Source organism: Bacillus sp. B2-WWTP-C-10-Post-4, assembly GCF_009183805.1.
Taxonomy (GTDB): domain Bacteria; phylum Bacillota; class Bacilli; order Bacillales; family Bacillaceae_G; genus Bacillus_A; species Bacillus_A cereus.
On record NZ_WEII01000029.1, the window covers coordinates 24,934 to 51,493 of the forward strand.

Sequence of the window (26,560 nt, forward strand, 5' to 3'; positions counted from 1 at the left end):
TCTAACTACAGTTATATGGCGTGTAAAATCGCAGATCCAAAATCTCCTCTATCATGAAATAAGCCAAGAAAAAAAGTCTAGCGTAATTACGACTAGACTATCTTTGTTTTAAATATTGACCACGAAACACTTGCATCGTTTCGTCTTGATTTAACATCGTTAACTCTTCTTCTGTAAACTTACCATTTCCTACTTTTACTACGTACACATTTACTTTTTTCTTACCCCATTGGCTATAAACATCTTTCACCGTATCATAATATAGATCAAGACGGTTTCCTTTTATTGCACCGCCCTTATCAGCTACTACACCATACCCGTAACCTGGCACGAAGAGAATCGTTCCAATCGGGAATACGCGTAAGTCCGCAGCAATTGTGGAATATAAATCCCTTTTCACTTTGACACCTGAATATGTAATACCATACTCTGGATGCCCTGGCCTCTTACCAGTTGACTCAATCCCCGATGTATAACCTGTTGCAGTCATTTCAATTGAACGATATTTAGACCAGTCGTTTGCCTGCTCTAAAGCATTTATCACTTCTTTACTCGGAGCAACATTTCTCTTAACTTCTGCTGCATGTACTTCTTTTGCACTCATTCCTTCATATATCTTTACAATCTCTAATAAAGAAACTCCTGTGAAAGCATTCCATGTTACGCATAATGCAATTGCAAGTAAACAAGTCATCATAATGCGAATACAATATCGTTTTAACATTTTTATATTCCACACTCCTTCATCGTTAATCATTCCCTATACGATGAAGGAATATGCAAAAAAAATAATCTCCAACTTAATTGGAGATTAAAACATTTGATATCCGCTTTTCCGAAGTTTCTTGATTACGACTCCTGCTAAAGCAGCCCCTACTAATCCAGTAGATAGAATAAATACGTCTGCTTGTCCTAAGTGCGATACACTTGTCCCAAATGAAGAAAATGTTTCTTTCGGTTTTGAAAAATAATCCCACATACTCGCTTTATTAATAATAAGCATACAAACAATCGGATACACAATAACCATTACCCAAGTAGCTCGCAAAATCATGTTGAGTAAAAATCCAATTCCAAAGAACAAAATAAAGAATAACATCATTGAAATAAGTAGTACCGGTATACTCACTCTTTTCCCCTCTCCTTCGCACGTGCCGTAAATACGTGATAAGCTGTATAACCAAATGGTTCACCTGGATTTAATGTTTTGTCCACTTCAAGATGTAGTTCTGATCTTCCTTCTAACAAATATTTAATAAGCACAGACGTATTCGGATCGTCTACAATCTTATCCGGATGTAAGAACGCCACTTCAGACAATTCTTTCTCCTGTACAATAATATTTTCTCCTTCAGGTTCCAAAAGGAAAATAATCATATTATCACTAATCTCATTACGAATAACACCCGATCGAACACCAATAATCCCCTTCACATGAGCGACAATGCCTGTCTCTTCTAACACTTCGCGTTTCACAGCTTCATCAACCGTCTCACCTTCATTTACAAAACCAGCCGGTAAAGACCATTTCCCTTTTAATCCACTGTATTTCTTCTTAACAAATAGCCACCTACCATCTTTTGTAGCTACTAAACCACTAACAGCTAGCCATACCTTCCCTCGTTTCTCCATGATGTAATAACCTCCTCCATCAGAACGGACAGAATATTCTTTCTTTTTTATATATTATACTATATTTTTAATATGAAAAAAGCAGAAACAGCTCTTAGCCGTTTCTGCTTTTTCTACTATATATTAAAAGAACTTTAATTTACCTTTTTTAAGAACTAATAAAGGTCCACCTAATAAGAATAGGTAACGGTTATCGATTACTTTCTTCATGAAGGAAGCTTTCCAACCTGTTAACTTTTTACCCATAACAACGCCCATTGCATCGTCATGACCTAAAGAACATACAGATCCTTTATTATCGAATGCGAATTTCTTCATTTCGCCCTTGCCACGAACTAATACAGTTAAGTTGTGTGCAATATTGTAACCTTGTTGAATTGCAATTTGTGCTGTTGGTGGGTAAGGACGGTTAATTTCTTCATTAATGATTAACGCTGCGTCACCAACCATGAATACATCTTCGTATCCTGGAGCGTGCATGTACTCATCAACTTTTACACGCCCGCGCATTGCTTCAAAGCCAGACTCTTCCACAATACCATTACCACGAACACCTGCAGCCCAAACTACTGTTTCAGACTTAATTAATTCAGTGTCATCGCCATTCGCAACGATAATACCTTCTTCAGTTGCTTCTTTAATTGCTGTACCGATGCGGAATTCTACACCTTTTTTCTCAAGTTGTTTTACAGCGTATTCTACTAACGCTGGATCGAAACCTGGAAGTGCTGTTGGAGCAGCTTCTACACAGATGATACGTGCTTTTTCACGTGGTACATTATACTCTTTGCAAAGTTCAGGAACACGGTTTGCAAGCTCACCTACGTACTCGATACCAGTAAATCCAGCACCACCAACAACGATTGTTACTAACTCATCGCGTTGTTCAGTTGCATATTTAGAGAAACTAGCTTCCATATGCTCACGAATTTCACGAGTTGCATTAATGTTAGCGATTGAGAATGCATGCTCTTTTAATCCTGTAATTCCGAATGTTTCTGATTCGAAACCAAGACCAATTACTAAGTAATCATACTCTAACTCGCCATCTTTTAAGATAATGCGTTTTTCAGCAGCTTTAATTTCTACTACTGTGTCTTGTACAAAGTTCACTTTATTTGTATCAATAACGTCTTGAATATCTAGACAGATTTTTTCATCTTGTAATGTACCAGCTGCGCTCTCATGTAACCAAGTCGCTTGGTAGTGATAGCTGTTGTTGTTTACTAGCGTAATTTCAGCTTCATTTACAGATAATGCTTTTTGCAGACGAACAGTCGTAATCATCCCGCCATAACCTGCACCTAAAACTACGATTTTTGGAGTCTTCACCAAATCACAACCCTTTTCTTTATATAATAGTAATGAAAAATAATACCAAGTACTAAAAACTCTATTTGTCAAGAATGTGGAATTTATCACATTCTATATCATAACAAAACGCAGTCAAAAAATCGTACGAATTTTGTCATAGAAATTTAACATAATACTTCCCTATATTAGTCGGTTTTATTCCAGAATTCAAGCGTCTGGAGAATTATCAATATTTTAAAATAACATAGCGTTTTCAAGGGTTTTTTAGCCTTTTTTTCATGTATTTTCCTTTCTGTATATTTTATACAATAAAAAAGAACCTATGCGAAAACTTACACACAATTCAGTCGTTTTCAGAAGTATTATGAACTCAAATATGCTATCATTTATTTGAAAGTGTCATCATTTGCAGGATTTTCATGTACATATGAACAATATATGAAATCAATATCAAAATTCCATCTATAGGGGGAATGAAAGTGGCAGAAAATCAAAAAGTTTACGACATAACAATTATTGGTGGTGGTCCAACGGGACTGTTCACAGCATTTTATGGCGGTATGAGACAAGCAAGTGTAAAAATCATTGAAAGCTTACCTCAACTTGGCGGACAATTATCCGCACTCTACCCTGAAAAATACATTTATGATGTGGCTGGATTTCCAAAAGTACGCGCACAAGAATTAGTTGATAACTTAAAAGAGCAAATGAAGAAATTTGACCCAACTGTTTGTTTAGAAGAAGCTGTCGATACGCTTGAGAAACAAGCTGACGGTATATTTAAACTTGTTACGAATAAGCAAACTCACTATTCTAAATCAGTTATCATTACTGCTGGCAATGGTGCTTTCCAACCACGCCGCTTAGAATTAGAAGGTACAGCGAAATACGAAAAGAAAAACTTACATTATTTCGTTGATGATATGAATAAATTTGCTGGTAAGCGCGTCGTAGTATTTGGCGGTGGCGACTCAGCAGTAGACTGGACAATGATGTTAGAACCGATTGCTGAAAAAGTTACAATCGTTCATCGTCGTGATAAATTCCGTGCGCATGAACATAGCGTAGAAAGCTTAATGAATTCTCGTGCAGAAGTAAGTACACCATACGTTCCAGTAGAACTCATTGGTGATGACAAGATTGAACAAGTCGTTCTTCAACATGTAAAAACGGAGGAAAAAATTATCATCGATGTTGATGACGTAATCGTAAACTACGGCTTCGTTTCTTCTCTTGGCCCAATTAAAAACTGGGGCTTAGATATACAAAAAAACAGCATCCTTGTAAATTCAAAAATGGAAACAAATATTCCTGGCATTTACGCTGCTGGTGACATTTGTACATATGAAGGAAAAGTAAAACTTATCGCTTGTGGATTTGGCGAAGCACCGACAGCAGTAAACAATGCAAAAGCTTACTTCGATCCAAATGCAAAACTTCAACCGATGCATAGCTCAAGTATGTTTTAATATGCAAAAATAAAGCTCCTTCCATACGTGGAAGGAGCTTTCCTTTTATATAACATAAAAGCACACTGAGTCCAATAAACTATCGAACTCAGTGTGCTTTTCGTCTAAAAAATTATTGTTTTCTTCTTCTACCTAATACGAATAATACTCCGCCAACTAAGAATGAAATTCCCGCACCAACTGACATCATCCATGAATGTGCTGCCCCTGTTTTCGGTAATTCTTTTTCTACTTTTGCTTGCGGTTCTTTAATTAACTTTTCCAGTCTTACTTCCGGTTTCACTTCTGGTTTCTTCAGATCTTTCGGTTCCTCCGGTTTCACTTCTGGTTCCTTCGGCTCTTTCGGTTCCTCCGGTTTCACTTCTGGTTCCTTCGGCTCTTTCGGTTCCTCTGGTTTCACTTCTGGTTCTTTCGGTTCTTTCGGATCTTCCGGCTTCACTTCTGGTTCCTTCGGTTCTTTCGGATCTTCCGGTTTCACTTCTGGTTCCTTCGGTTCTTTCGGATCTTCTGGTTCCTTCGGCTCTTCTGGTATCTTAAGATCTTCTTTTGTTTTCGGTAAAATTGTAACTGTAGGCTCAAGTGGTGGATTTATTTTATCGTCCACTACCGCTCTATTTGTTATCCCTTTACTTGGTGCTGCTTTTACCTTCACTTTAAAAATAATACTACGTTCTTTCGTATCTGTAATTTCTAGATACTTTGCTATTACTTTTCCAAACTCCATTTTTAACTCTATTGGATTTGGTTCAGCCCCTTCAAATCTAATGCTATCTTGCACGTACTCTAAACCGGCTGGAATTTCATCTTCTACCTTTACCTCTGCTAGTTTGCCGTTTTCTACCGTATTTTTGAAACTAATTCGGTATTCTACTTCTTCTCCTAGCTTCGGTTCTTTATTATTTACTGTCTTCGTCGCTTTTAACTTACCATCTTTATATTCTGGCTTTATTGTCGCTGTCGGTTCCATAACTGGATGATCTGGATCATCTACATGAATGATCGCTTTATTTGTTATTTCCTCTCCAACTTTTACTGATTCTTTTACCTTTACTTTAAAGATGATACTTCTTTCTTTCGTATCCGTAATTTCTGGATACTTCACTGTTACTTTTCCATTCTCGACTTTAAGTTCTGTTGGCACAGGCTTATCACCTACGGCCTCCAGACTTTCTTTCACATACTCTAAACCAGACGGAATTTCATCTTCAATCTTTACATCAACTAACTTCCCGCCATCTACTGTGCCGTTAAAAGTAATTCGATATTCGATTTCTTCCCCTAGCTTTGGTTCATGGTTACTTACTTCTTTCCTTGCCTCTAGTTTCCCATCTTTATATTGAGGTGTAATTGGTATAAGTGACTCAACTGGTGGATTTGTCGGATTATTATCATCCACAACCGCCTTGTTTATAATTTCTTTTCCTACTTGTACCGTTTCTTGTACTTTCACTTTAAAGATGATACTTCTTTTTTTCGTATCCGTAATTTCTGGATACTTTGCTGTTACTTTTCCATTCTCAACTTTAAGTTCTACTGGATTTGGTTCCGGCCCATCAGACTTTATACTATCCTGTACGTATTCTAAACCAGCTGGAATTTCGTCCTCTACTTTCACCTCAGTTAGTTTGCCGTTTTCTACCGTATTTTCAAAACTAATTCGATATTCTACTTCTTCTCCTAACTTCGGTTCATGGTTACTCACTGTCTTTTCAGCTTGTAATACACCCTCTTTATGTTGAGGTTGTATCGCGACATTCGGTTTCTCTGGTGGATTTATAGTATCTTCCACAACCGCCGTATTCACAATCGCTTCGCCAATTTTAGCTTTTTCTTTCACTTTTGCTTTAAAGACGATACTTCTTTCTTTCGTATCCGTAATTTCTGGATATTCTGCGAGTACTATGCCGTTTTTCACTTTTACATGCAACGGTTTTGGATTATCCCCCTCAGCTCTTTCGCTACCTTCTACAAACTCTAAACTGTTTGGTAATTCATCCTTAATTTTCACCTTCGCTAATTTTCCGTGCTCAACTACGTTACGGAACGTAATTCGATACTCTACTTCTTCTCCTAATTTTGGAGCTGGGTTATTTACTGTTTTCTCAGCTTTTATTTTTCCATTCTTATACTCCGGTGTAATAATCGCTTCTGGTTTTTGCGGAGGATTCTTCGGATTATCATCATCCACAATTGCCGTATTCACGATTTTCTTCCCGACTTTTACTGCTTCTGTTACTTTTACCTTAAATATAATGCTACGCTCAGCTGTATCAGTAATATTTTCATACTTCGCTGTAATTTTTCCAGCTTCTTCTTTTAACTCTACCGGATTTGGTTCATTACCTTCTGCTTTTAAACTATCCTTCACATACTCTAATCCATTTGGTAGTTGATCCTCAATTTTCACTTCTGCTAGTTTTCCGTTTTCTACCGTATTTTTAAAACTAATTCGGTACTCTACTTCTTCTCCTAGCTTTGGATCTTTTTTACTTACCTTTTTATCAGCTTTAAATTTACCATCTTTATGCTGCGGTGTAATATCTACTTCTGGTCGCTCTGGTGGATTTTTTGTATCATCAACAATTGCTTTATTTACAATTGCCTTGTCCACTTCAACAGAATCTTTCACCTTCACTTTAAAGATAATGCTTCTTTCTTTCATGTCAGTGATATTTTCATACTTCGCACTAACCTTACCAGCTTCTTCTTTCAACTCTACTGGGGCCGGCTTATCACCTTCTGCTTTTAGACTATCTTTCACATACTCTAAACCAAACGGAATTTCATCCTCAATTTTAACCTCTGCCAGTTTTCCATCTTTCACCGTATTATTAAATGAAATTCGATATTCGATTTCTTCACCTAGCTTCGGTTTATGATTATTCACCTTTTTATGAGCAGCAATTTTACCATCTTTATATTGTGGTGTAATTTTTGCTGTCGGATCAATTACTGGATGGTTCGGATCATCAACATGGATAATCGCTTTATTTGTAATGTCCTTCCCTATTGTAACCGAATCTTTTACCTTCACTTTAAAGACAATACTTCTTTCTTGCGTATCCATAATCTCTGAATACTTTGCCATTACCTTACCATTTTCTACTTTCAACTCCACTGGTTTTGGCTCTTCACCTTCAGCTTTTTCGCTTCCTTCTACAAACTCTAATCCAGCTGGAATTTTATCTTCTATTTTTACCTCTGCTAGTTTTCCATCTTTCACCGTGTTATTAAAAATAATTCGATATTCGATTTCCTCACCTAACTTCGGTTCATGGTTACTTACTTCTTTTCTTGCCTCAATTTTCCCATCTTTATATTGTGGTGTAATCGGTACATAAGGCTCTTCTGGCAGATTCTTTGTATCATCTACAATTGCCTCATTTACGATTTCTTCTCCCACTTTTACGCTTTCTTTTACCTTCGCTTTAAAGACAATGCTTCTTTCCTCTGTATCTGTAATTTCTGGATACTTTGCCATTACCTTATTATTTTTCACATGTAGCTCTACTGGTTTCGGTTTAGAACCTTCTGCCGTGATACTGCCTTCCACATACTCTAAACCATTTGGTAATACATCCTTTATATTTACCTCTGCTAGTTTTCCGTTTTCTACCGTGCTTTTAAAACTAATTCGGTATTCTACTTCTTCTCCTAGTTTCGGTTTATGATTATTCGCCACTTTCTGCGCAGCAATTTTACCATCTTTATATTGCGGAGTAATTTCCACATGAGGCTCTTCGGGCTCATTTTTTGTATCTACTACGATTGCTTTATTAACAATCTCCTTGCCTATTTCTGCCTCTTCTTTTACTCTCACTTTAAAGATAATACTTCTTTCTTTTGTATCCGTAATTTCTAGATACTTTGCCATTACCTTACCGTTTTCAAATTTCAATTCTACCGGACTAGGCTTAGATCCTTCTGCTTGTAAACTGTTTTCTACATACTCTAATCCAGCTGGAATTTCATCTTCTACTTTAACCTCTACTAGTTTTCCGTTTTCTACCGTATTTTTAAAACTAATTCGGTATTCTATTTCTTCTCCTAATTTCGGTTTTTTATTGTTTACAAATTTCTCTGCTTTAAGCTTACCGTCTTTATATTCTGGCATAATTGTTACTTCTGAAGTTGTTGGATCTTTTGTATCATCAACAACTACTTTATTGACAAGGCCTTCACCAACTTTAAATTCTTCTTTTACTTTCGCTTTAAAGACGATACTTCTTTCTTCTGTATCCGTAATCTCTGGATATTTGGCGATTACTTTTCCATCTTTCACTTTCAGTTCTACTGGATCCGGCTTAGTACCTTCCGCTCGTAAACTATCTTTCACATACTCTAATCCATTTGGTAAATTATCTTCTATTTTTACCTCTGCTAGCTTTCCGTTTTCTACCGTGTTTTTAAAACTAATTCGGTATTCTACTTCTTCTCCTAACTTCGGCGTTTCATTATTTACCGTCTTCTTCGCTTCCACTTTTCCGTCTTTATGCTGCGGAGTAATTTCTGCCGTCGGTGTTTCTGGTTCATTTTTCGTATCATCAACAATTGCTTTGTTAACGATTTTTTTACCGACTTTCACTTCTTCCTTTACTTTCACTTTAAAAGTGATACTTCTTTCTTCTGTGTCCGTAATCTCTGGATACTTCGCCATTACCTTACCATTTTCCATTTTCAATTCTACTGGATCCGGCTTAGTACCTTCTGCTTTCACACTGTTTTCTACATACTCTAAACCTTCTGGTAAAGTATCTTCTATTTTTACCTCTGCTAGTTTTCCGTCTTCTACCGTGTTTTTAAAACTAATTCGGTATTCTACTTCTTCTCCTAACTTCGGCGTTTCATTATTTACCGTCTTCTTCGCTTTCACTTTTCCGTCTTTATGTTGCGGAATAATTTCTGCTGTCGGTGTTTCTGGCGGATGTTTCGTATCGCTCACAATCGCTTCATTAACAATTGAATCGCTCACTTTACCTTTTACTTTCACTTTAAAGGTAATACTTCTCTCTTTTGTATCTGTAATCTCAGGATACTTTGCCATTACCTTACCGTTTTCCATTTTTAATTCCACTGGATCTGGCTTAGAACCTTCTACTTTTAAACTATCTTTCACATACTCTAATCCATTTGGTAAATCATCTTCTATTTTTACCTCTGTTAGCTTTCCATGTTCTACCGTATTTTTAAAGCTAATTCGGTATTCCACTTCTTCTCCTAACTTCGGCGTTTCATTATTTACTATCTTTTTTGCTTCAAGTTTTCCATCTTTATACTGAGGAGTAATTTCCGCTGTCGGATTAACTGGCTTATTTTGCGAATCATCAATAGTTGCTTTATTAATGATTTTTTTACCGACTTTTACTTCTTCTTTTACTTTCACTTTAAAAACGATACTTCTTTCTTCTGTATCCGTAATTTCTGGATATTTTGCCATTACTTTACCGTTTTCAAATTTCAGCTCTACTGAATCTATTCCGGCACCTTCTGCTTTCAAACTATTTTCTACATACTCTAAACCTTCTGGTAAAGTATCCTCTACTGTCACGTCTGTTAGCTTTCCGTTCTTTACCGTATTTTTCATACTAATTCGGTATTCTACTTCTTCTCCTAACTTCGGTGTTTCATTATTTACGATTTTCTTCGCTTTAATTTTTCCATCTTTGTGTAATGGTGTAATTTTCGCTTCTGGTTCTTTCGGATCTTTCATATCATCAACAATTGCCTTATTGATGATTTCCTTCCCCACTTTCGCTTCTTCCTTCACCTTTACCTTAAAGACAATACTTCTTTCTTTCATATCCGTAATATTGTCGTATTCAGCAATAACTTTTCCATCTTTCACACTTAACTTTAATGGAGCTGGTTTATCACCTTCAGCCTTTTCACTGCCTTTTACATACTCTAAACCGTTAGGAATTGTATCCTCTATTATTACCTTTTCTAGTTTTCCGTTTTCTACCGTGTTCTTAAAGCTAATTCGGTATTCTACTTCTTCTCCTAGTTTTGGTGATGGATTATCTACTGTCTTCTTCGAATCAATTATTCCATCCTTATGTTGCGGAGTAATTCTTTCCTCCGGTTCAATCGGTGGATTTTTCGTATCATCAACAATTGCTTTATTGACAATCTCTTTATCTACTTTTACTTCTTCCTTCACCTTTACTTTAAAGACGATACTTCTTTCTTTCATATCCATAATATCGATATACTTAGCTTTGACTATCCCATTTTCAACAGCTAATTCTACTGGTCCAGGTGCTTCTCCTTCGGCCTTGATGCTATTTTCTACATATTCAAGACCTTTTGGAATTGTATCTTCCACTCGCACCGTTTCTAGTTTTCCGTTCTCAACCGTATTATGAAAACTAATGCGGTACTCGATTTCTTCACCTAACTTCGGCTTCTTATTATTAACTACCTTTGTAGCAGCAATTTCACCTTTTTTACTTTGCGGTGTAATAACAACCTTCGATTCAACAGGCTCATTTTTCGGATCTTTTGCAATTGCTTTATTTACAATTGCCTCCCCTACCTTTGCCGAATCTTTTACTTTCACTTTAAAAACAATACTTCTTTTTTCTGTATCCATAATCTCTGGATACTTTGCCATTACTTTGCCATCTTCCACTTTTAGTTCTACTGGCTCTGGTTTTATACCTTCAGCTTTCAAACTATCTTTCACGTATTCAACACCTTTAGGTAGTGTATCTTCTACTAACACCGTTTCTAGTTTTCCGTTTTCTACCGTATTATAAAATGTAATTCGGTATTCCACTTCTTCTCCTAGTTTTGGTGTTTGATTCGTTACGTTTTTTTCTACATCCACTTTACCGTATTTATAATCCGGCGTAATCTTTTCTTCTGGATGCTCAGACTGTCCATTTGGCTCACTCACAACCGCTTTATTAACAATCGTTTCTCCCGCTTTTGCCTCTTCTTTTACTTTCACTTTAAAGGCGATGCTTCGCTCTTTTGTATCCGTAATTTCTGGATATTTTGCGATTACCTTACCATTCTCTACTTTTAACTCTACTGGATTTGGTTCAGTACCTTCAGCTCTCTCACTGCCTTGAACAAATTCTAAGTTAGCTGGAATTTCATCTTCTATTGTAATTGCATCTAGTTTTCCGTTTTCCACCGTATTTTTAAAGCTAATTTGATATTCAAATTCTTCTCCTAGCTTCGGCTTCTTATTTGTTGCTTTTTTCTTTGCATCAATTTTACCGGCCTTATGCTGTGGTGTAATCTTCTCTTCTAGATCCTTTGGTGGATTTGTTTTATCACTAACGGTTGCTTTGTTAACAATTTCTTCACCAATTTTTGCAGTTTCTTTTACTTTTGTTTTAAAGACGATACTTCTTTCTTCCATATCCATAATTTCTGGATACTTTGCAATTACTTTGCCATTTTCAAACTTCAGCTCTACTGGCTCTGGTTTTACACCTTCGGCTTTCAAACTATCTTTCACGTATTCAAGACTACTTGGTAATTCGTCTTCAATCGTCAATACATCTAGACGTCCATCTTTTATCTTATTTTTAAATGTAATACGATACTCTACCTCATCACCTAACTTCGGTGTTTTATTAGAAGCTATTTTTCTCGCCTCTATTTCCCCTGGAACTTCTTTTGGGGTAGTAACCGTAACATTTGCATCGTCCTCAGTTTCATACTTTATCTCGGCACTATCTTGTCCCTTTACAACAACGACATTTTTTACTGTTGTATCTGATTGTACAGAATCTTTCACTTTTACTTTGAATGTAATAACGGTACTTTCACCCGGCTTTAAAACACCACCGTTTTTAGCATCTGCACCTTCACCAACACGGAAATCAATTTGATTATTTACAAACTCTGCTTCATCATCGCTTGCATTATCTGTTTTATTTCCTTTATTACTTCCAGAAACATATTGAATAGACCCTGGAACATACTCTAAACGATCATCTAATTTATCAAAACCTTTTACATTTGATACCGGCGCTTGGTTATTTTTCGTATCATTTTTCACTTCAATTTGATACGTAAACTCTTCACCAGCTTTAACGTCCTTAATTTCTTTTCCGGCACTATCTAATGCCTTTTTATCAACTTGTAAGTTTGGAGCATTATGTTCTGTAACGAATGTAGCGTTATTTAATACGTAAATATCACCGCCACCACCATATGCTCTAAAACGCATTTTTGCTTCTTTTAAATCATTTTTCACTTGAGTGGGTCCTTCAAGGTGATACGTATGAATATCTGTACTGAAAGAATTTGTCCAATCTGGATTATATCCTGGGTATTTTTTCGTAACAAATTCGTTAGTACCATCTACTTGTACTTCTGTCATAGATGAGTCATTAACATCATTATCTTTACCTTTAATATTTTTAAACTTTTGATACCCTAACCCAAAATCATACTCTCCATAATCATAGGCATATCCATCATTATCAGCTGGATCACCTTGCGATGAAAAATAACTAAATTTCGCCTTAAAAGCGCCTTCTTTTGGTGTGTTTATTTTATTAACACTAATATCTGTCCAAGCTGTACTTTTTTGAGAGACTAGCCCTTCCCAAATCTTCATGTCTTTTACTGTTTCTTTATAGTTTTCATAAACTAATATAAGATTCCAGTTACCCCAGTAATAGCCACTACCTTTTTCAAATTTAATTTGTGGCACATTTGCAACTGTCACCGTTTGAGAAATACCTTGCTGTGCAATTACATTTGTTACATCTGCATACGCTACGTATCCTGCACCACTGCCATAGTGATTTGCAATATACGGTAAAGAATCCGCTTTTCGTATACTATCAGCACTTACTTCAGCGTATTGCTTATTTCCCATCTTCATTTTAACGGGTTGTCTTACATCTTCATCGCTAACTCTATAATCTGTCCTTGCATCACTCGGAGTCCCCATAGCAGCTGTCCAAAACAAATACGCCTTTTTCACTTTACTTCCAGCAGGAATGTTAGGAAATGCACCTGTTGACGAATTAAAAGTACTATCATCGTTATCAACATCAACCGTCATTTTATTCGTTTTATAACCCATACTTTGTCTGCCATAATGATCAGATGTCAAACCAAGCGTCACATTACCAGTCTGTACTAAATTACCAGGAGCAATTGTAGAATACAACGGGTCTCCAAATCCTTGTTTATCTCCTGTTTGGATTTGAACCTTCGAAGCATTTTCTGATGCAGCTTGTACTTCTGCATCACTCTGCTTTACTGCTAAAGGTGATTGCTTTTTCTCTTTTTCTAGTTGCTTCTCAGCCTCAGGTTGTTTTATCTTCTCTATTTCTGTTTTTTGTGCAGATGTATTTTTATCTTCTACAGATACTTTTAATTTTCCATCCACTTCTTTAGTTTTTGAATCAGTTGTTGATCCGATAGCTTTCTTACTACTGTCAGCCTCATCATCGGTATTAGCTTCTAACTTCTCTTCAGAAGGAAGCCCTTCAACATCTACAGACATGTTTCCTATTTGTAGTTGATCCTTTTGCACACTAATTTTTTGCTTATACTCTTTATTAAAATGTTGCGCACGACGAGCTTTTATTAATACAGTCATTTTTTCATGTGATTTTAAATCTTGAATTTTAAGATTAGAAGAAAGAACCTTTCCTCCATTATCTTTTTCCTCTACATAGAAATCCGCTACCTTATTTTCAAGTAACTTCTCTCCGTTTACTTTCACAGATTGCGAAAGAAACTCAATTCCATTGTCATTATTTTGTTTAATTACTAATTCTCGGATTGGTGTATCTCCCGTATTTTCAATCTTATATTGAAATACGTGCTCCCTCTCCGCTACTTCTCCCTTATACATTTCAGCATTCACTTGATCTGCCTTAATTTTCACATCATTTCCTTGTAACTCATCCCAGCTTTTTTTATTTATCTCTGTAGCAAAAGCACTGGGCGAAGGCAATATGATGGATAGAAGAAGTGTGATCATTGTTACGACATTAAAACACTTCAATACTTGCTTCATATTTTCTACCTTTCTCCTTTCTATATACTTGCTATCCGTCTACTAAATTGCAGTAACCCTTTCATTTAGTAGACGAATACATAGCAATATATATCCACTCGCAACAATCCGACCTACGAAAATGTATCGTTGAAATCCCAATGTCAACAATATAAATCTCATAGAATATTACTATTTTAATTTATCAAAAATAGCATATATACCGGACACTTATACAAACCTTTACCATACTTTTAATATAGTAAAAACACCGTGCTGTATAGGTTTATATAACAGTTAAAGGATACTTAAAAATTTTAACATACTCCTCATCCTATTTATACATACAATAGAAAATTTACCATTTTTTAGTTATTTTCAGTTTGTTTTTTATGATTAAAATTTTCTAAAAATAACAACCGTTACATGTAAAAATATGTTATATTAAAATAAGAACAAACGTTCTTTTTAAAGGGAGGAATTTTTTATGCTACACGAACCCATTATCGTAAAAAAAGAAGCTTTCCACGCAATCGGCGTTTCGGTTACGACGACTAATGAAAAAGAGGCATCTACTGAAGGACAAATCCCACAACTCTGGAACCAATACTTTCAAGAACAAATGATGCATCACATCCCAAATCAACAAACGAAAGAAACATTCGCTTTCTACTCAAACTACGAGTCAGATGAAACTGGTACATATACATTTACAATCGGTACGCCCGTTTCTTCATTAGAAGACGTTCCTGAAAATATGACAACTTTAACAATACCTGCCGCTACATATGCGGTATTTACAACAAGAAAGGGACCAGTTGCTGAAGTCGTTTGTGAAGCTTGGGAATATATTTGGAAATGGTCGAAAGAAAATAAACGTGCCTTCACAACAGATTTTGAGCTTTACGATGAAAGAGCATTAGACCCAAATCATGCACAATTGGATATTTATATTGCGTTAGCCTAAAAAAAGATGCCCATTCGGCATCTTTTTTTGTCGTTAAATAGCTACTGGGCAAATTCATTATTATTGTCTACAATGAGAAAGTGCAGTATAGAAATATTAGAAACTGTATAAAACGATTGTTAATAAGTTTTTTAGTTTAAATTCGTCACATAGAAAGGAAGCAATATGGAGGAACTACAACAAAATAAAACTGCTTTAGAAGGAAGCGGAAAACCGTTATTAAAAAATACGAATTTCCTTTTTCTTTGGGCAGCTACTCTTTTTTCAAGCTTTGCTTTAGCCTTTTTTACTTTTTCACAAACGTGGTACATAGCAAAAACATTAAACCTTGAAGCTTCACTCGGTGTTGTTTTCGTAGCTCTTAGTGTTCCAAGGCTTATTTTTATGATTGTCGGCGGCGCTGTAGCTGATAAATTCCCGAAAAAAAACATTATGTTTTACTCCAATATCATTCGAGCGATTCTTGTCGCAACCATTCTCACATGGTTTATCGTTGGTGATGTAACACTATATACATTTGCTTTATTCGCTTTATTCTTTGGACTTGCTGATGCTTTCTTCTGGTCAGCAGATGGATCTATCTTACCGGAATTGGTAGAAAAAAGCCGGTTAACACAAGCAAATTCGCTTACACAAATGACGAACCAAGCATCGGTCATCTTAGGCCCTGTACTTGGTGGTATTCTCATTAAATTTACGAACTATGAGACAATCTTTTCCATTACGATTTTATTACTGATTGTCGCTGCCATACTCGTTCAAAAAATACAATTTACGATGCCAGAACAAAAAGATACAGCTAAAGGTATGTTCACTTCCATTAAAGAAGGAATCTTATATGTAAAGGAATCGCCATTCCTTTCAACTTTCCTTATTTGTAGCGCTTTTTTAAACTTATTTTTAATCGGCCCGATGCAAGTTGGTTTCCCTCTTTTTGTTAAAAACGTTCTGCATGGTGATTCGCTCCAGTTTAGTTACTTAGAAGCATCTGTAGGCGGCGGAATGGCAATCGGTGCTATCATTGTAGGTTTAAAAAATATTAATCGTAGACGCGGTCTATTTTGTATTATCATGATGCTATTGTCTGGTGTATTCTTCTTAGCCATCAACTTTAGCACCGTACTTTGGCAAGCACTATTAGCCGGCATGTTTTATGGTATTACAATCGCAATGGCGATTGTACCGCTTATGGCAATGATTCAATCGACAGTAAAAGAAGAAATGATGGGACGCGTAATGAGTTTACTTATGCTATCATCAATGGGCTTTATCCCGCTCTCTTATGCATTCACATCACTTGCACTTGCAATGGGAATTCCAATCGTAACCGTTATGAAAAGTGGTGCAATAGCTGTTATCGTCTTCGTACTATTTGTAGCGATTCGTATTCCAGTTGTAAGGAAGTTCGATTAGCCACTTAGAGTCATGTATTATACGCATGACTCTTTTTTGAATGGATCAAATAGTGATATTCCCTTACTTCTCCTTAATGCTGCTCCCCATTCTAATCCAACCTCTAAAAATAAATCTCGCACTGTACTGTATAAAAGTGCCCCAATGTCTTTACGAATTTCCCCATATTTATATGCTCTTACAACACTTTTCACGCGCCAAATTAAATTTCCATACACTTCTTCGTCAGCTAATATTTGCTCTAGTAAAACACCTTGTTCTAGTAACCCACTCTTTTTATACGCAAGCTCGACCTTACTCCAAAATATATTAATTTTCTTCGGATTACTCGTCATCGGCACCAGTGCGTATATAAAAGGCTTCGGTATATCATGACGGCAATACGTCTCATCAAGCTCATACGTTCCTTTTCTTTTCTCTTTTATTTGTGAAATGTTTTTAGAAAGAATTGTTTTCCCAGCAATTTTTTGCTCATTTTTACTACAGCCAGTTGCATTATCCTCAGTTTTACAAGCGGACATTTTCATACGGTCATCCATGCGGTCAATCGCAGATGTAAGAAATACATATAAGTTCGCACTATACCCGCCGCGTTTATGCCTTTCTTTTGTTGCAACACGCTTTATAATTCCTAGTTCCTCTAACTTTGCAATTGAACGGCGTACTGTACGAATACTCTTTCCAACATTCGTCGCAATCGTCCCCATTAATGGACAAGCGACTCCTACTGTTTTTTGTTTCTCATTCACCGCATATTTTCCTAAAAAATGAATAATGATAGAATCAGTTTTATTCAATTGAAATCGGTAGCACTTCAAAACTTGTTTTTGATATGTATTAAACTCTTCTTTACTTTGAAATTCACTATATGGTTTCATTAAATTATATAAGCTTCCCATTTATATCACCTCATTTATAAGTAAGAGGCAGGAAGCGAAATTGGCGTGATAGTTAATATTTTTTAATGGAGATGAAAATATGATTGTAATTAGCGCTTGTTTAGGTGGGATTGCTTGCCGTTATGACGGGAATGACAATCTTGTTTCAAAAATAGAGGAGCTTCTGCAAAAAGAAGATACAGTCCTCATTTGCCCTGAAGTATTAGGAGGACTACCAACACCTCGTCCTTCCGCTGAAATTATTGGCGGGAATGGCGACGACGTTTTAGACGGAAAAGCGAAAGTGATAACAAAAAATGGTGAAGATGTCACAGCAGCTTTCGTAAATGGTGCTTATAAAGCATTAGAACAAATTAAAGATTTACACCCAGAATATATTATTTTAAAAGAACGCAGCCCATCTTGTGGTAGTTCTACGATTTACACTGGAGAATTTAACGGTAATAAGCAAACTGGTTTCGGAGTGACAACTGCTTTATTTAAAAGACACGGATTTAAAGTCATTTCAGAAGAAGAATTTGAAAACAAAAAAAGGAATTGACCCTGTTCGTCAATTCCTTTTTATCTGTCTTATTTCACACTTAGTTTTTCTTTCACTTTCGCTGGAAGCTCGTCTTTTTTCACTTCTTCCCAAGCTGTTACACCTTTTTTATCTGAGTGGTATACGCGTAGGAATGCTTCTTTACGAAGATTTTTTTGAGCTATGAATTCTAATTCTTTCTCTTTACCGTCTTTATCAAAGCCAGTCAGTTTATATTCATAATCTTTAAATTTCTGCCCATTACTATCTTTACTATCAAATTCTTTTCCATCTACTGTAATTTGAACATAATACTCATCTTTACCCATACGGTTTAAATCACAACCAACTAACAAACTTGCAAATACAACTAAAATACTAAATAGTGCAATGTATCTTTTCATTTCCTTCACCTCATATGTTTTTTCTTATATTCTTATCTTAAAGCCCGGAGCTTAAAGAAGAAATTCAAAAACATGACATGAACATTACACTTTTGTAAGATAATAATTATTTCTTCACTTTAGAAATTGTCATTCCATTAAGCTTCTGTATAACGTTTTTGTTTCTCACGCTCATCAGCTACACTACCGCCAATAACGTCTTTCACGCCAATTTCGCCACTTATCACGTAATTTCCTTATACCGTTTATTACGCCTTCTATTATGCCCTCAATTATAATCTCTATTACAAGATATCTCACTAAACTAATAATAGGTTTAATTACGTATCTCCCTATAAATTCAAGAATATCCTCCATCATATTTTCCTCCTTCTTTTAAAAGGAAGCTGCTACTCCTCCGCGTCCTTTTACGTCCAGTTACAATTGCTGCCCTACTGCGGTATATATCAACAAAGATAATACGACAACAACATCCACGATAACGCTATTGAATTTGGAAGAAACTTCGGTAAATACTAATACTGTAGTTAACATGGCTAAGAGAATTATTTTTTCACCTATATTCGGAGATGCTCCCAAAAACTTTATAAAATCAAAGACAACTTTACTACAATTCTTCCTGTAACTAATTTATTATCGTGGTAAACCGTCTTCCACTACATCCGTAACAGTTCCATTCGGTTCAAAGTTTACATTTTTTCTACATAATCTTATCTTAAAATGAACAATATGAATCTCGAATTCACAGCGTTAATCATATATACCATATATAATAACATTTAAATTAAGATCTAAAGTAACTTTACATACATTTCCTGTTTTAACGCAAAAAGAAAAGACCTTTCTAACGATTTTATTCTATCGCTAAAAAGGTCTTTCTCTATTTCTGCTAAAAACTTAGCACTCTTCTGGCTTACCAGCATTCGATGCTGTACGGAAAGATGATCCACATCCGCATGATGCGATTGCGTTTGGATTGTCGATTGTGAATCCGCCGCCAAGCATAGATTGTTTATAGTCAATTTTTACTCCTTTAACAATTGGAGCACTTTCTGTATCGATAACAAATTCAACACCGAAAAACTCAAGCACTGTGTCGTCTTCTTTTGGTTCTACTTCAAATCCTAAGCCGTAAGAAAGACCGCTACATCCGCCGCCGTGTACAGCAAGGCGCACATACTTCTCTCCATCTTCAGCATCTTTTAACATATCTTTAATTTGAAAAGCTGCTTGTTCTGTTACTTCAATCATGAAATACACCTTCCTTTCTGTTCTTAGTTCATTATACATCTTTACGCTTCTATCTTGTACTCATACACTCCGCGGCAAATTACTTCCGCAGGTCCTTTCATCAACACGTTTCCTTCTTCAGTCCACGCAATCATTAAATCGCCGCCAGCTAAATGGACTGTAATTTCCTTACCACGTTCCATCTTTCCATTTAAAATAGCAGCTACAACTGCAGCGCACGCTCCTGTTCCGCAAGCTTGCGTTACACCAGATCCACGTTCCCAAACGCGGAAGTTCATCTCGTCATTATTCAAAATTTCGATAAACTCAACATTTACTCGCTCTGGGAACATTTCATGTGTCTCGAGAACTGGTCCAAGTGTTGTAAGAGGTGCTTTTTCTACATCATCAACAAAAATAACCGCATGCGGATTTCCCATTGAAACAGCTGTAAATGCATAACGATGATTATTGTATAAGAAGTTTTCACGAATAAATGGTGTTTCACCTTCACCAAGCATCGGTATTTCTGCACGTGTTAGACGAGGTGCTCCCATATCGATTTTTGCTAATGTCACGACACCATCTTCTACTGTTACTTCAGCCGTTACAATACCAGCTAACGTTTCAATTGTGAAAACTGTTTCTTCTACTAGTTTATGCTCATACGCATATTTCGCTACGCAGCGTAAACCGTTACCACAGCTCTTTCCTTCAGAACCATCATTATTAAACATACGCATCTTCACCGGAGCTACGTCTGAAGGGCAAATTAAAATCATCCCGTCTGCTCCAATACCAGTATTAATATTTGAAACCTTTTCGGCCACAAGGGCTAAATCTTCTTCAGGAATTTGCTCTTCAAACATATTTACATATATATAACTATTGCCAAGACCATGCATTTTTGTAAAAGAAAATTGGCTCATTTATATTCACTCCAAAAATAATTTGTTATGTTAAGTATAAAATGCATGCTTTTAGAACACAATATGAATGTCCCCCGTTTCTCATATTTGACAACGTTTGGCGATGAGCCACTCTTACACAATTTGTGTAAGAAAAAAGCCCTTCTAAAAAGGGCCTTTTTTTATTTATCCTACTATTTTCGATTGGGGAAGACTAATACTCAGTATTAGTCTTCCCCACGAAATAAAGTTTTATCTAATGAAAAAGGTGCTACTAATTCGCAACACCTTAAAACATTGGATTTTCATCCAAATACTCATATACATTATTAACAAGCTCTTCTACTGTTGCACCTTGTACAACTTCACCATTTACAAGTGCAAATGGTCCTTCAAAACAAATGCCACAATATCCTAAACAACCATACTCCATTACATCTAAATTCGGATCTTTTTCTAATTTTTCTAGAGCTGCTTGTGAACCACTTGCAAGGTTACCTACACAAAATTCAATTAATGGTTTAATCAAAATTCTCCCCCCTGTACTACAAAACAAATTACCTTTTCACTTTATCTATAAGAAGAAAACTAAGCTGTTTCTTGTTGTTTTCGTTACACAGTCTAAACTATTTAGTTACTTCATTACTTCACTTCAAAGTAGATGATTTCTTCTATATAACATGCTACTTACAATGAAAGAGTAACTTAAAAAGAAAAACAGTTTACTTTTCTTCTTATTGTACAACAGAGTATTCATTCATGCATTGTTATTTGTTCACAAATTCGATATAATTTGATTGAGTAAAGTCAAAATATTTTATTAATATAAAATTTTATGATTAGGGGATATTTCAACAGAAAAGGGGTAATCCATCATGAAACACCTCGTAATACTAGGTGGCGGCTACGGTGGAATGAGAATTCTGCAAAGGCTACTTCCAAGCAACCAACTTCCAGATGATGTACAAGTGACATTAATCGACAAAGTACCATATCATTGCTTCAAAACTGAATATTATGCATTAGTTGCGGGTACTATTTCAGAAACGCATATTCGTATACCGTTTCCTGAACACCCACGCCTCAATATTCAATACGGCACAGTAACAAATATTGACCTCGAAGAAAAAGCTGTTCATCTTGATGGCGGCGAAGCGATCCAATATGATGATTTAATTATCGGACTTGGCTGTGAAGATAAATATCATAACGTTCCTGGAGCTAGAGAATATACACATAGTCTACAATCAATTGAACAAACACGTAAGACATATGAACAATTAAATAGTCTAGAACCAAATGCAACAGTAGCTGTCGTTGGTGCTGGCTTAAGTGGTGTTGAAGTAGCAAGTGAACTTCGTGAAAGCCGTTCTGATTTAAAAATCTATTTATTTGATCGAAAAGATAGAATTTTATTCCCATATCCAGAGAAATTAAGTAGATACGTAGAAGAATGGTTTGTAAAGCATAAAGTTAACATCATACGAAACTCTAACATTACAAAAGTAGAACCAAATATTGTGTACAACCACGATGAACCACTTGAATGTGATGCAATCGTCTGGACAGCTGGTATTCAAGCAAATGAAGTTGTTCGAAACCTTCCAGTTGAACAAGATGGTAGCGGACGGGTTGTCTTAACTAAATATCATAATATTCCAAATAACGATCATGTTTACGTTGTAGGAGATTGCGCAGCACTTCCACATGCACCATCTGCCCAACTTGCTGAAGGTCAAGGAGAACAAATTGTCCAAATATTATTAAAACGTTGGAATAATGAATCACTCCCGGATGAACTACCTGTAATTAAATTAAAAGGTGTTCTCGGTTCTCTTGGTAAGAAGCACGGTTTTGGTTTACTAGCAAACCAACCATTAATGGGACGTGTACCGAGATTATTAAAATCTGGTCTTCTTTGGATGTACAAATATCATAAAGGTTAATACCTTACAGGCTGTCTACTATGTAGGCAGCCTCTTTGCATCAGTTTTTAAAAATTATCAGACACATCTTTCTCAATATTTATAATGATTTATTTTTCATTTTTATATTAAAAAATATTGATAAACATTGTATGCTATTTGTAAGTTGTTTTATTACTTCCTTTAAGACCGAGTTCATTCGGTCTTATTTTTCATGTGATAAATACTTTTGTAGGAGGCATTACATTCCACTTATGAACTTATCGAAACTAAACAATCGAATAGAAGCGAAAAAGAAAGAGCTAATCTATCTCGTTGAACGATACGGATTCACTCATGATAAAGTGATTTCTTTCAGCCAAGAATTAGATTGTTTACTTAACTTATTAATAAAACTCAAGACGAAGAAAAAACGTTGTTCGTTATAACCATTTTCCCTTCTTTTTTTGATACGATATAACTAGAATCAGAAAGGAGCGATTTATGTTTATATTAAAAGACGTTATATATAAAGATATACTACACATTCCTTATTTACAGATTCGAAAAGAAAAGATTACTTGTATTATCGGTGAAAGCGGAAGCGGAAAAAGCACGTTGCTTCGCATGTTAAACGATTTACAATCCCCAACATCCGGTACAATTGAATATAACGGAAAATTAATTTCTGATTATCACCCTATTCAATTACGTCGTGACGTAGTTATGCTTGGGCAAACTCCACCTATTTTTGATGGAGCCGTTAAAGACAACCTATTAATGGGACTTCGTCTTTCTGAAAAACCATTTCCAAATGATGATGCCCTGCGGAGTGCATTACAAACCGTTAGCTTAGACAAGCAATTAGAAGATAGCACCTCCTCATTATCCGGCGGTGAAAAACAAAGACTTGCCTTTGCACGTATCGTACTTATGGATCCGCCTGTCTATTTATTAGATGAACCAACTTCAGCATTAGACAGTGATACAGAACGCCGCGTTATGAAACAATTTACTGATCTAGCACGAAAAAAGAAAAAAACAGTTATCTTCATCACACACTCACAACAACTTCCAGAAGAAATTGCAGACGATATTATTGAAATTAGCAAAACAAAGGGTGCAACTAGAAAGGAAGTGCTCTCAGTTGAAGGGCGTTATTGAACTCCAAATTTGGCAACTTGCAGCTGCCTATATTTTCATTCTTATTTTAATTGGACTTGTAAAATTAAAAGGAATACCTCGCGAAAAACAAATCGCGCTCGCAACATTCCGTATGACCATTCAGCTCGTACTTGTTGCATATGTCCTTACATACGTATTTGAAAACAGTAATCCATTTTATACAATCGCTCTCATCACTTCTATTACTACCTTTGCAATTTTTAATATTTATAAACGGGTTAACATCCCAATGTCTAAAGAATTAAAACGAGTAGCCGCCCTTTCCATGGTCGCCGGATCAATTGGGCCACTTCTACTATTTATCTTTGTTATTATCGGTCATGACCCTTGGTATGCTCCGCAATATATCGTCCCTATTACAGGAATGTTAGTTGGGAATGCCATGACTGGTGTTTCTCTTGGTGCAAATACGTTCTTAAACAATATGAAATCGCAAAGAGGTCAAATTGAAGGTGCACTTATGCTCGGAGCAACACCGAAAGAAGCTGCTGCTCCGCTCATTCGAGACGCTTTTGACTCTGCTATTTTACCAACAATTAATTCTATGGTCGGAATGGGAATTATAAGCTTACCAGGCATGATGACTGGTCAAATATTATCCGGTGTATCACCATTCACAGCCATTCAATATCAAATCGCCATCATACTCGGTATTTCTGGAAGTACTGCCTTTGCTGTCATTATCTTTTTACAGCTTGGATATAAAACGTTCTTTAATAAGCGATGTCAATTGAAAGAGGTTGACTATGATGCGAGGTAAATCGTGCGTAGTTCTCGGTGAGTGAATTTATATTAACGATTTTTTCAATATATCTATCATAACTTGCAATATATCAACGATTTTTCAAATATATCTATCATAACTCAGAATATATCAACGATTTTGTACGAAATATCGATTTACCGACAAAAAGTGACATAATAAAAAGAGGAGGCTATTCGCCTCCTCTTCTATTTACTTACGCCTTCTTAACGAACTGTGATTTTAACTTCATAGCTCCGAAACCGTCGATTTTGCAATCGATATCGTGATCGCCATCAACTAGACGGATACTCTTTACTTTCGTACCGATCTTCACAACTGAAGAAGTTCCTTTTACTTTTAAATCTTTAATAACAGTAACAGCATCGCCATCTTGAAGAACGTTTCCGTTCGCATCTTTTACAACTTTTGCACCATCATTATTTTCAGCTTCTGCTTCTTGGCCCCACTCATGAGCACATTCTGGACATACGAAAAGAACGCCATCCTCATACGTATATTCTGAATTACATTTTGGACAATTTGGTAAAGTAGCCATAAATCCATTTCCTCCGTTCATTATTTATACGTAAAAATCAAAAATGATGTTTACATCTCGATAAATAAAATTTGTATAGCATTTCTTTATAGTGCCATAGTCTCACGTTATTGACAACCCTACCTCAAATTCTCATTTTTTATTGTATTTTACAAAATTTCAATTTGTATGCCGTTTTTCTATTTGTTCTTCTACTAATTTTAAAAATCTTCGTTGTGCATTTTTATTTTTTACGAGCAATCGAACTCTTAGCTTACTTTGTAAATATGAGCGAACTTTGTAGTTCGTAATAAATAACTTTCGATACTTCTCGTCTTCATATATGATTCGAAACCATTCATACTGCTGCAAGTAAAGTATGTTAGCATCAATCTTTTTCGTGTGTAAACCCGTACTTAAACTAATAGATCCTATTAGAGCTTCTATTAATGCTGAAATTATTTCTCTCCCCCTAATAAATAAAAGAAGAACCTTCACAAGATTCTTCTTTTCAAAATGAACGAGTTCCCTCTAGAAACCCCAATTATTTTCTTCAATATAAATTTGATATTCTTCTACTTCTTCTTCACTTAACTTCTTATTATTTTCATATACCTCTTGCCACTCGAAATAATCTTCATCGAAATAAACAGCAAATTTAATTTTCACGTTTTTCTTCTCTGTATAATCATAGCCAGTAAACTCTACTACATCATAATCTTTTTCTTTCTTCACAAACTTCCAGGTTGGATTATCAGTCATAATCTCTAAAGTAACCCCTTCACCAGTTGAACGAACAACGTTTTTAATATTCGGCTCAGTTGGTAAAAAGGACAGCCCGAACGCAGCTAACCCAAACACAATCCCGACTATAACTTGTAAACCAATCATACCAGCAATACTCACGCCACCCTTTGATTGTAAGAAATACGCCTTCTCATGATCAGACGCATCTTCTCCCTTACGAAAAACACGAACAGCATGCTTGTAATATAAACGGTTTCCTTGCCATCCAGTAAATATCATCATTCCTAATTGAAGAGCTAAATTAAATGTTACATAAATCCCATCTGGAATATCTATAAAAGGGGGTATAACTATACTAGGTATAGCCAATAACGCAAATATAATAAATAACTTATACATTTTTCGATAAGCTAACCAAAAAGTTGGGAAGAAAAAGGCTACCCAATTCCATGTATTCCCTTGCGCTGGATTTTCTACTTTACCCCACTTAAAGTCATAATAAGCTGTATTCTTTTGAACAACTTTATGTAATTCTTGTGGAGAAATCGTTTCTTGTAAAACAGTGTCCTTCACGTACATCATCCTTTTCTTATTTCTATATACATTTATTGTATATGCACAAAATGAAGGAATCTAACAAAAAGTACACATATTTCATAAAAATGAACGGAAATCGAATATATTCCGACAATTATCCGTTTCTTATTTC

The 26,560-nt window shown here is 35.7% G+C and carries 21 protein-coding genes and 1 pseudogene; 8 read left to right on the top strand and 14 right to left on the bottom strand.

The window, feature by feature from the left end; genetic code table 11:
* Positions 1-97: 97 nt before the first annotated feature.
* The 4 genes from GBN78_RS13885 to GBN78_RS13900 all read right to left on the bottom strand — a co-directional run bounded on the left by GBN78_RS13885 (position 98) and on the right by GBN78_RS13900 (position 2,964).
* Positions 98-724 (bottom strand): 3D domain-containing protein, encoded by a 627-nt coding sequence (locus GBN78_RS13885; protein WP_000920098.1) that lies wholly within the window; start codon positions 722-724, stop codon positions 98-100.
* An 87-nt stretch (positions 725-811) separates the two neighbouring features.
* Positions 812-1,129 carry a YuiB family protein gene (locus GBN78_RS13890; RefSeq protein ID WP_000027016.1) on the bottom strand — a complete coding sequence of 106 codons (318 nt, stop codon included), beginning with the start codon at positions 1,127-1,129 and terminating at the stop codon, positions 812-814.
* Positions 1,126-1,632: an NUDIX hydrolase gene (locus GBN78_RS13895; protein WP_000415321.1), complete on the bottom strand. Its 507-nt coding sequence runs from the start codon at positions 1,630-1,632 to the stop codon at positions 1,126-1,128. The genes GBN78_RS13890 and GBN78_RS13895 overlap by 4 nt, the downstream gene beginning before the upstream one ends.
* A gap of 123 nt (positions 1,633-1,755) precedes the next feature.
* Positions 1,756-2,964 carry an NAD(P)/FAD-dependent oxidoreductase gene (locus GBN78_RS13900; protein ID WP_000856612.1) on the bottom strand — a complete coding sequence of 403 codons (1,209 nt, stop codon included), beginning with the start codon at positions 2,962-2,964 and terminating at the stop codon, positions 1,756-1,758.
* A gap of 461 nt (positions 2,965-3,425) precedes the next feature.
* Here GBN78_RS13900 and GBN78_RS13905 point away from each other — a divergent pair, with 461 nt between their 5' ends.
* Positions 3,426-4,415: an NAD(P)/FAD-dependent oxidoreductase gene (locus GBN78_RS13905; protein ID WP_000829788.1), complete on the top strand. Its 990-nt coding sequence runs from the start codon at positions 3,426-3,428 to the stop codon at positions 4,413-4,415.
* Positions 4,416-4,527: 112 nt separating this feature from the next.
* On the opposite strand, the gene GBN78_RS13910 is transcribed toward GBN78_RS13905, so the two are convergent.
* Positions 4,528-14,415 carry an isopeptide-forming domain-containing fimbrial protein gene (locus tag GBN78_RS13910; protein ID WP_152127479.1) on the bottom strand — a complete coding sequence of 3,296 codons (9,888 nt, stop codon included), beginning with the start codon at positions 14,413-14,415 and terminating at the stop codon, positions 4,528-4,530.
* A gap of 466 nt (positions 14,416-14,881) precedes the next feature.
* On the opposite strand from GBN78_RS13910, the gene GBN78_RS13915 reads away from it, so the two are divergent.
* Both GBN78_RS13915 and GBN78_RS13920 read left to right on the top strand, forming a co-directional pair.
* A complete protein-coding gene (locus GBN78_RS13915; RefSeq protein WP_000902162.1) occupies positions 14,882-15,361 on the top strand; it encodes a GyrI-like domain-containing protein in 480 nt (159 codons plus the stop codon).
* Between the two features lie 165 nt (positions 15,362-15,526).
* Complete coding sequence (locus GBN78_RS13920; RefSeq protein WP_000391937.1) at positions 15,527-16,774, top strand: MFS transporter; 1,248 nt, start codon at positions 15,527-15,529, stop codon at positions 16,772-16,774.
* A gap of 17 nt (positions 16,775-16,791) precedes the next feature.
* Here GBN78_RS13920 and GBN78_RS13925 read toward each other — a convergent pair whose 3' ends face one another.
* The gene (locus GBN78_RS13925; RefSeq protein ID WP_044584947.1) at positions 16,792-17,673 is read right to left on the bottom strand and encodes a helix-turn-helix domain-containing protein; all 882 of its coding nucleotides are present in this window, start codon (positions 17,671-17,673) and stop codon (positions 16,792-16,794) included.
* A 79-nt stretch (positions 17,674-17,752) separates the two neighbouring features.
* Here GBN78_RS13925 and GBN78_RS13930 point away from each other — a divergent pair, with 79 nt between their 5' ends.
* Positions 17,753-18,214: a 2-thiouracil desulfurase family protein gene (locus tag GBN78_RS13930; protein WP_000635484.1), complete on the top strand. Its 462-nt coding sequence runs from the start codon at positions 17,753-17,755 to the stop codon at positions 18,212-18,214.
* Positions 18,215-18,243: 29 nt separating this feature from the next.
* Here GBN78_RS13930 and GBN78_RS13935 read toward each other — a convergent pair whose 3' ends face one another.
* The 5 genes and pseudogenes from GBN78_RS13935 to GBN78_RS13955 form a co-directional block, all read right to left on the bottom strand.
* Entirely contained in the window at positions 18,244-18,597 is a 354-nt protein-coding gene (locus GBN78_RS13935; RefSeq protein ID WP_000833146.1) for a YxeA family protein, read from the bottom strand.
* A 143-nt stretch (positions 18,598-18,740) separates the two neighbouring features.
* Positions 18,741-18,809: pseudogene (locus tag GBN78_RS30625) on the bottom strand (methyltransferase); the annotation flags it as partial.
* 685 nt (positions 18,810-19,494) lie between these two features.
* On the bottom strand, positions 19,495-19,848 hold the full coding sequence (locus tag GBN78_RS13945; RefSeq protein WP_000573825.1) for a HesB/IscA family protein: 354 nt from the start codon (positions 19,846-19,848) through the stop codon (positions 19,495-19,497).
* A gap of 41 nt (positions 19,849-19,889) precedes the next feature.
* Complete coding sequence (gene dapF / locus GBN78_RS13950) at positions 19,890-20,756, bottom strand: diaminopimelate epimerase (protein WP_000077397.1); 867 nt, start codon at positions 20,754-20,756, stop codon at positions 19,890-19,892.
* A gap of 268 nt (positions 20,757-21,024) precedes the next feature.
* Positions 21,025-21,264: a YuzB family protein gene (locus tag GBN78_RS13955; protein WP_000595026.1), complete on the bottom strand. Its 240-nt coding sequence runs from the start codon at positions 21,262-21,264 to the stop codon at positions 21,025-21,027.
* Positions 21,265-21,610: 346 nt separating this feature from the next.
* Here GBN78_RS13955 and GBN78_RS13960 point away from each other — a divergent pair, with 346 nt between their 5' ends.
* From GBN78_RS13960 to GBN78_RS13975, 4 genes are all read left to right on the top strand, one after another.
* The gene (locus tag GBN78_RS13960; RefSeq protein ID WP_000682078.1) at positions 21,611-22,681 is read left to right on the top strand and encodes an NAD(P)/FAD-dependent oxidoreductase; all 1,071 of its coding nucleotides are present in this window, start codon (positions 21,611-21,613) and stop codon (positions 22,679-22,681) included.
* 233 nt (positions 22,682-22,914) lie between these two features.
* Positions 22,915-23,088: an aspartyl-phosphate phosphatase Spo0E family protein gene (locus GBN78_RS13965; RefSeq protein ID WP_001054087.1), complete on the top strand. Its 174-nt coding sequence runs from the start codon at positions 22,915-22,917 to the stop codon at positions 23,086-23,088.
* Positions 23,089-23,143: 55 nt separating this feature from the next.
* Positions 23,144-23,803: an ABC transporter ATP-binding protein gene (locus GBN78_RS13970; protein ID WP_000470268.1), complete on the top strand. Its 660-nt coding sequence runs from the start codon at positions 23,144-23,146 to the stop codon at positions 23,801-23,803.
* The gene (locus tag GBN78_RS13975; protein WP_000679260.1) at positions 23,787-24,584 is read left to right on the top strand and encodes an ABC transporter permease; all 798 of its coding nucleotides are present in this window, start codon (positions 23,787-23,789) and stop codon (positions 24,582-24,584) included. The genes GBN78_RS13970 and GBN78_RS13975 overlap by 17 nt, the downstream gene beginning before the upstream one ends.
* A 199-nt stretch (positions 24,585-24,783) precedes the next feature.
* On the opposite strand, the gene phnA is transcribed toward GBN78_RS13975, so the two are convergent.
* The 3 genes from phnA to GBN78_RS13990 form a co-directional block, all read right to left on the bottom strand.
* The gene (phnA, locus tag GBN78_RS13980; protein WP_000212737.1) at positions 24,784-25,125 is read right to left on the bottom strand and encodes an alkylphosphonate utilization operon protein PhnA; all 342 of its coding nucleotides are present in this window, start codon (positions 25,123-25,125) and stop codon (positions 24,784-24,786) included.
* A 159-nt stretch (positions 25,126-25,284) separates the two neighbouring features.
* Positions 25,285-25,566: a hypothetical protein gene (locus GBN78_RS13985; RefSeq protein WP_033657549.1), complete on the bottom strand. Its 282-nt coding sequence runs from the start codon at positions 25,564-25,566 to the stop codon at positions 25,285-25,287.
* A 69-nt stretch (positions 25,567-25,635) separates the two neighbouring features.
* Positions 25,636-26,433, bottom strand: coding sequence for a DUF2628 domain-containing protein (locus GBN78_RS13990; RefSeq protein WP_128267187.1), 798 nt, complete (start codon positions 26,431-26,433; stop codon positions 25,636-25,638).
* Between the last annotated feature and the right edge of the window lie 127 nt (positions 26,434-26,560).

Coding starts and splice junctions, on each gene's coding strand:
- dapF (WP_000077397.1), bottom strand. CDS start 20,756: ATGAGCCAATTTTCTTTTACAAAAATGCATGGTCTTGGCAATAGTTAT.
- GBN78_RS13930 (WP_000635484.1), top strand. CDS start 17,753: ATGATTGTAATTAGCGCTTGTTTAGGTGGGATTGCTTGCCGTTATGAC.
- GBN78_RS13920 (WP_000391937.1), top strand. CDS start 15,527: ATGGAGGAACTACAACAAAATAAAACTGCTTTAGAAGGAAGCGGAAAA.
- GBN78_RS13915 (WP_000902162.1), top strand. CDS start 14,882: ATGCTACACGAACCCATTATCGTAAAAAAAGAAGCTTTCCACGCAATC.
- GBN78_RS13970 (WP_000470268.1), top strand. CDS start 23,144: ATGTTTATATTAAAAGACGTTATATATAAAGATATACTACACATTCCT.
- GBN78_RS13960 (WP_000682078.1), top strand. CDS start 21,611: ATGAAACACCTCGTAATACTAGGTGGCGGCTACGGTGGAATGAGAATT.
- GBN78_RS13895 (WP_000415321.1), bottom strand. CDS start 1,632: ATGGAGAAACGAGGGAAGGTATGGCTAGCTGTTAGTGGTTTAGTAGCT.
- GBN78_RS13990 (WP_128267187.1), bottom strand. CDS start 26,433: ATGATGTACGTGAAGGACACTGTTTTACAAGAAACGATTTCTCCACAA.
- GBN78_RS13935 (WP_000833146.1), bottom strand. CDS start 18,597: ATGAAAAGATACATTGCACTATTTAGTATTTTAGTTGTATTTGCAAGT.
- GBN78_RS13925 (WP_044584947.1), bottom strand. CDS start 17,673: ATGGGAAGCTTATATAATTTAATGAAACCATATAGTGAATTTCAAAGT.
- GBN78_RS13965 (WP_001054087.1), top strand. CDS start 22,915: ATGAACTTATCGAAACTAAACAATCGAATAGAAGCGAAAAAGAAAGAG.
- GBN78_RS13910 (WP_152127479.1), bottom strand. CDS start 14,415: ATGAAGCAAGTATTGAAGTGTTTTAATGTCGTAACAATGATCACACTT.
- GBN78_RS13945 (WP_000573825.1), bottom strand. CDS start 19,848: ATGATTGAAGTAACAGAACAAGCAGCTTTTCAAATTAAAGATATGTTA.
- phnA (WP_000212737.1), bottom strand. CDS start 25,125: ATGGCTACTTTACCAAATTGTCCAAAATGTAATTCAGAATATACGTAT.
- GBN78_RS13885 (WP_000920098.1), bottom strand. CDS start 724: ATGTTAAAACGATATTGTATTCGCATTATGATGACTTGTTTACTTGCA.